The 5,549-nt window shown below is 71.4% G+C and carries 1 protein-coding gene; it reads left to right on the top strand.

The window, feature by feature from the left end; all coding sequences use genetic code 11:
* On the top strand, positions 1 to 5,549 hold a 5,549-nt coding region (locus ACIHFB_RS45760; RefSeq protein WP_400130021.1), incomplete at both ends, for an amino acid adenylation domain-containing protein.

Here is a 5,549-nt window from a genome sequence, read left to right as displayed (position 1 = left end):
CTGAGGGACCAGGCCAGGCGGTGGGCCGACTGGCTCACCGCACACCCCGACACCACCCTCACCGACCTCGCCCGGACCACCACACGGCACCGCCGCCACTTCGAGCACCGGGCCGCTGTCCTCGCCCACGACCTGGACGAGGCGGTGCGCGCACTGACCGCGCTCGGGGACGGACAGGCCGACGACGCGGTGTGCACCGGTGTGGCCGAGGAACGTGGCAAGGTCGTGTTCGTCTTCGCCGGCCACGGTTCGCAGTGGCCGGGCATGGCCCAGCGCCTGCTCACCGAGAGCCCGGCCTTCGCCGACACGGTCGACCGCTGCGACGAGGCACTGCGGCCGTTCACCGGCTGGTCGGTCCGCGAACTGCTCCAGGACCCCGAGGCGAGCGGGCTCAGCCTGGACGACGTCGAGGTGACCCAGCCCGCGCTGTTCACGGTCGCGCTCGGCCTGGCGGCGGTGTGGCGGTCCGTCGGTCTGGAACCCGGGGCCGTGGTCGGGCACAGCCAGGGCGAGGTGCCCGCCGCCGTGGTCGCGGGAGCGCTCACCCTGGAGGAGGCGGCCGAGGTGGTCACCGTCCGCAGCCAGGCGTTCCAGCGCATCGAGAGCGGCTCGGGCGGCATGGCCCTGCTGGGACTGCCGCTGGCCGAGGTGGAGGAACTGATCGCCGAGTACGGCGGATCGCTGTCGGTGGCCGTCGTGAACACCCCGGATTCTGTGGTGGTGGCCGGCGCGCCGGACGCGGTGGACGACCTGCTCGCGAAGTTGGCGGGCCGGGACGTCTTCTCCCGCCGGATCAAGGCGGACCGGGCCGGACACTGCAGCCTGGTCGACCCCATGCTGCCCGAGGTGGAAGCGGCTCTGGGCGAACTGCGCCCCCGTGCGACGACGGTGCCGATGTACTCCACGGTGACCGGCGCGCCGATCGGCGGAGAGGCCCTGGACGCCAAGTACTGGTGCCGCAACCTGCGTGAGCCGGTGCGCATGGACCTGGCGCTGGACGCGCTGCGTGCCGACGGCTACGGCGTGTTCACCGAGATCAGCGCGCATCCGCTGCTGGCCTTCGCGCTGACCGCTTTCACCGCCGACAGCGGCGGAGTGGTCCTGGGCAGCCTGCGCCGGGACCACGGCGGCCTCGCGGAGATCGTGCGCGGCCTCGGCACGCTGCACGTCCACGGCCATCCGGTGGACTGGGCACGGGTCGTCGACGGGTCCGGCCGCTTGGCCGACCTGCCCGGCTACGCCTTCCAGAGGCAGAGCTACTGGATCGACGGCGGAGTCCGCACCCGGCAGGAACGACAGGAGCCCCCGGCGGACCTGGCGACCCGGCTGACGGCGCTGCCCGAGCCGGCCCGTGCCCTCGCCGTGCTGGAGGCCGTGCAGGACGTGGTCGGCGGCATTCTGGGGCTTCGCGAACCCATGCCCGTGGACGAGCGCTTCCAGGACCGCGCCATGGATTCGATGATGGCCCTGCAACTGCGCAACCGGCTCAGCGAGGTGACCGGCACACCGCTGCCGTCCACGCTCGCCTTCGAACACCCCACACCCAACGCGGTCGTGGAGTATCTGCTGGCCAACGCCTTCTCCGAGCTGCCGCCCCCGGGGCTGTCGATGGAACGCGCCGAGCAGCGCGACATCCATCCGGCGACCGAGGGCCAGCGCCGGCTGTGGTTCCTGGAGCGGATGCGTCCGGACTCCCCGCAGTACAACGCGGTCTTCCGGCTCGAGGCGGACGGCCCGCTGTGTCCAAAGACGTTCGGCCTGGCACTGCGCGCGGTGATGGAACGTCACGAGGCGCTGCGTACCGGGCTGGAACTGCGCGACGGCGAACTCGTCCAGGTGGTGCACCAGGAGTTCACCGTTCCGCTGCGGCACGAGCGGGTGACCGACGCCGATGAACTCGATCGGATGCTGCGCGAGGAGGAACGGACCCCGTTCGCGCTGGACGCCGAGACCCTGCTGCGCTGCCTGCTGGTGGACTCCGGTGACGTGTGGACCCTGTGCCTCACCATGCACCACGCCGTCACCGACGGCTGGTCGCTGTCCCTGCTGCTGAAGGAGCTGTACGAGGCGTACTCGGCCCTCGCCCGGCAGGACACCGTCCAGCTCCCGGAGGCCCGGTACCACCTCGGTGACTACGCACGATGGGAGAAGAGGTCCATCGAGCAGGGCGCCTTCGAGCGTTCGCTCGAGTACTTCGAGTCCGAGCTGGACGGTGCCCAGCGTCTGGAACTCTCCGCTCGGGACGCCGCCGAGGACGACCAGGGCGACGCGGTGCACTTCACCGTGCCCGCGGAGCTCCGGGCCGCTCTGGACGAGCTGGCCGCACGCAACTCCGTCACCGGATACACCGTGTACGTCAGTGCCTTCGCGGTGCTGCTCGCCCGCTACACCGACCAGTACGACTTCAACATGGGCACGATCTGGTCGGCGAGGGAGCTGCCGCAGGTCGCGGAGACCCTCGGATTCCTGGCGAACACCCTGCCGCTGCGCTGCGACCTGACCGGGGAGGTGTCCTTCGAGGACGTCCTCGCCCGCACGCACACCCGTGTGCGGGGGGTGTTCGAGCACCAGAGCGTCCCTCTGACCGAGGTCGTGCGCGTCGCCGGCGGTGACCGGACCGGTGAGGAGAACCCGCTGTTCCGGGCGGTGTTCAACTACGCCGGAACGGCCCTCCCCGCGATCGGAACGGGCGAGTCGGTCTGGCGGCTTCCCGCGACGGGAAGCATGTCCGGCAACGTCCAGGGCGCGTCGAAGTTCGAGCTGGGCCTCACGCTTGCCGCCGACGGTGATGTGCTGCGCGGGGAGCTGGAGTTCCAGTCGCACGTGCTGGACCGGGACTCGGCCCGCCGTATGGCCGCCAACTTCGAGACGCTGCTGATATCGCTGGCCGCCGAGCCCGCCCGTCCGATCCGGGAGACCGAACTGCTCTGCGGTGAGGAACGCCGGTGGCTCGCCGAGCAGGGCGGCGACGTCGCCGCCCGGCCTGCCGGGGAGAGCGGGTGCCGGAGGATCCTGGATCAGGCGGCACGGACGCCCGACGCGGTGGCCGTGGTGTCGGACGGAGGCGAGCTGACCTACCAGGAGGTGTCCGCGAGGGCACTCGCGCTCGCCCGGGAGCTTGCCGGACTGGGCGTCGCACGCGGTGATCTGGTCGGTCTCTGCCTTCCCCGCACGGTCGATCTGCCGGTGGCGATGCTGGGCATCTGGATGGCCGGGGCCGCCTACGTTCCGCTGGACCCGGGGTACCCGAAGGCGCGTCTGGACCATGTGGTGTCCGACAGCGGGATCGAGGTGGTGATCTCGAGCGGCTCCCTCGCGGACGTGCTGCCGGACGGCCTGCGGGTGCTGTCCCTCGACGAGATCGACGAGCCCGGCCGGCACGGCCACCCGGACGGCGCCGTTCCGGTCCTGCCGGAACCGTCCGACCCCGCCTATGTCCTCTACACCTCGGGCTCGACGGGCACCCCGAAGGGCGTGGTGGTCGAGCACGCGCAGTTCGCCGCCTTCTGCCTGGCGATGGACGAGCGCGTCGGCGGTGGCGCCGGCGACAGCTGGCTCGCCGTCACCAGCGTGTCCTTCGACATCTCCTGCCTCGAACTGCTGTGGACCCTGACCAGGGGATACCGCGTGGTGGTCACGAACGGAGAGGTCGGCGGCTGGGCCGACTACCGGACGTACGAGCCGACGCATCTGCAGTGCACCCCGTCGCTGGCCAGGATGCTGATGGCGGACGCGGGCGGCCGTGAGCTGCTCGCCGGGCTGCGGCTGCTCATCGTCGGCGGCGAAGCGCTCGACCGAGGCCTGGCCGACCGGTTGCACCGCACCTGCGGTGGCGACGTGTTCAACGGTTACGGGCCCACGGAGACCACGATCTACGCGACGACCTGGCGGATCGAGCCCGGGCCGGTCTCGCTGGGATTGCCGGTGCCCGGCACCTGGCTGGCCGTTCTCGACCGGAACCGGCAGCAGGTACCACGGGGTTGCCGTGGTGAGCTGTGGATCGGCGGGCGCAGCGTCGCGCGGGGTTACTGGAACCGGGCAGAGCTGACGGACGAACGGTTCGTGGTGGACCCGTTCGCTGGTGCCGGGCGGATGTACCGCACCGGGGACGTGGTCCGCTACCGCGAGGACGGCTCGCTGGAGTACTGCGGCCGCGTGGACAACCAGGTGAAGCTGGCCGGACACCGCATCGAGCTCGGCGAGATCGAGTCCGTGGTCTCCGAGTGCGCCGGCGTGCGGGAGGCAGCCGCGGTGGTGCGCGACGACGTCCGCCCCGCGGCCCTGTGGGTGTACTACTCCGGGGACACCGACCAGCGGGTCCTGGCCGAGCACGCCGCGGCACGGCTGCCCGTGTCGATGCTGCCCTCGCGGTGGATACGGCAGGAGGCTCTGCCGCTGACACCGAACCGCAAGATCGACCGGCTCGCCCTGGCCGCACTGCCCGCGGCGCAGCCGGAGACCGTGGAACCGGCCGCAGGCGGTGACCGGGTGTGGGAGACGGTGGTCTCGGCCTGGGCGCAGGTGCTGGGAACGACCGAGGTGGACCCGGACCGGGGGTTCTTCGAACTGGGCGGCACGTCGATGGGTGCGCTGCAGGTCCACGAGCTGATCCGCACGGCCCTGGACCGCGAGTTCCCGCTCTCCACGCTGTTCCGCTACTCCACGATCCGGCAGCTCACCGCGTTCCTGCGCGGCGACGCCACACGCGCGGTGAACGGGGCGGCGTTCCGGGCGCGTTCGGACGAGGACGCGGTGGCGATCGTGGGCGTGGCCCTGCGGCTGCCGGGTGCGACGGACGCGGAGGAGTTCTGGGCGAACCTGCGGGGCGGGGTCGAGTCGATCCGCCGCTTCACCGACCAGGAACTGCTCGACTCCGGGGTGCCCAGGCACCTGCTGGACGATCCCGGATACATCCCGGCCAAGGGCTACGTGGAGGACGCCGACCTCTTCGACGCCGAGTTCTTCCACTGCTCTCCCTCCGACGCGGAGAACATGGATCCGCAACACCGGCTCTTCCTGGAGACGGCCTGGCAGGGCCTGGAGAATGCCGGCATCGTGCCCGGCGACGACCCCGGCCGCATCGGAGTCTTCGGCGGAGTCGGCTTCGGCGGCTACGACCAGGGGGACCCCGAGGACGTCTCGGAGCTCTTCCGCTCGGCGATCGGGAACAAGAACGACTTCCTCGCGACCCGCCTGGCACACATGCTGAATCTGCGCGGCCCCGCGCTGACGGTGCAGACCGCGTGCTCCACCGGACTGGTGGCCATGCACCTGGCCCGGCAGAGCCTGCTGCGCGGGGAATCCGACGTGGCACTCGCCGGCGCCTCCGCTCTCACCTTCCCCCTGGAACAGGGCTACCAGTACCAGGAAGGCTTCGTGGCCTCGCCGGACGGACACTGCCGGCCCTTCGACGCCGACGGCGCGGGCACGGTCCTCGCCAACGGTGTGGTGGCCGTGGTGCTGCGCCGGCTGTCGGACGCGGTCGAGGCCGGGGACCGCATCTACGCGGTCGTCCGCGGCAGCGCCATCAACAACGACGGGTCCGACAA

The sequence above is a fragment of the Streptomyces sp. NPDC051963 genome, assembly GCF_044593495.1.
In the GTDB taxonomy this organism is placed as follows: domain Bacteria; phylum Actinomycetota; class Actinomycetes; order Streptomycetales; family Streptomycetaceae; genus Streptomyces.
The sequence above is the reverse complement of the archived record's forward strand: the minus strand, read 5'-3'. Positions and strand labels throughout refer to the sequence as shown.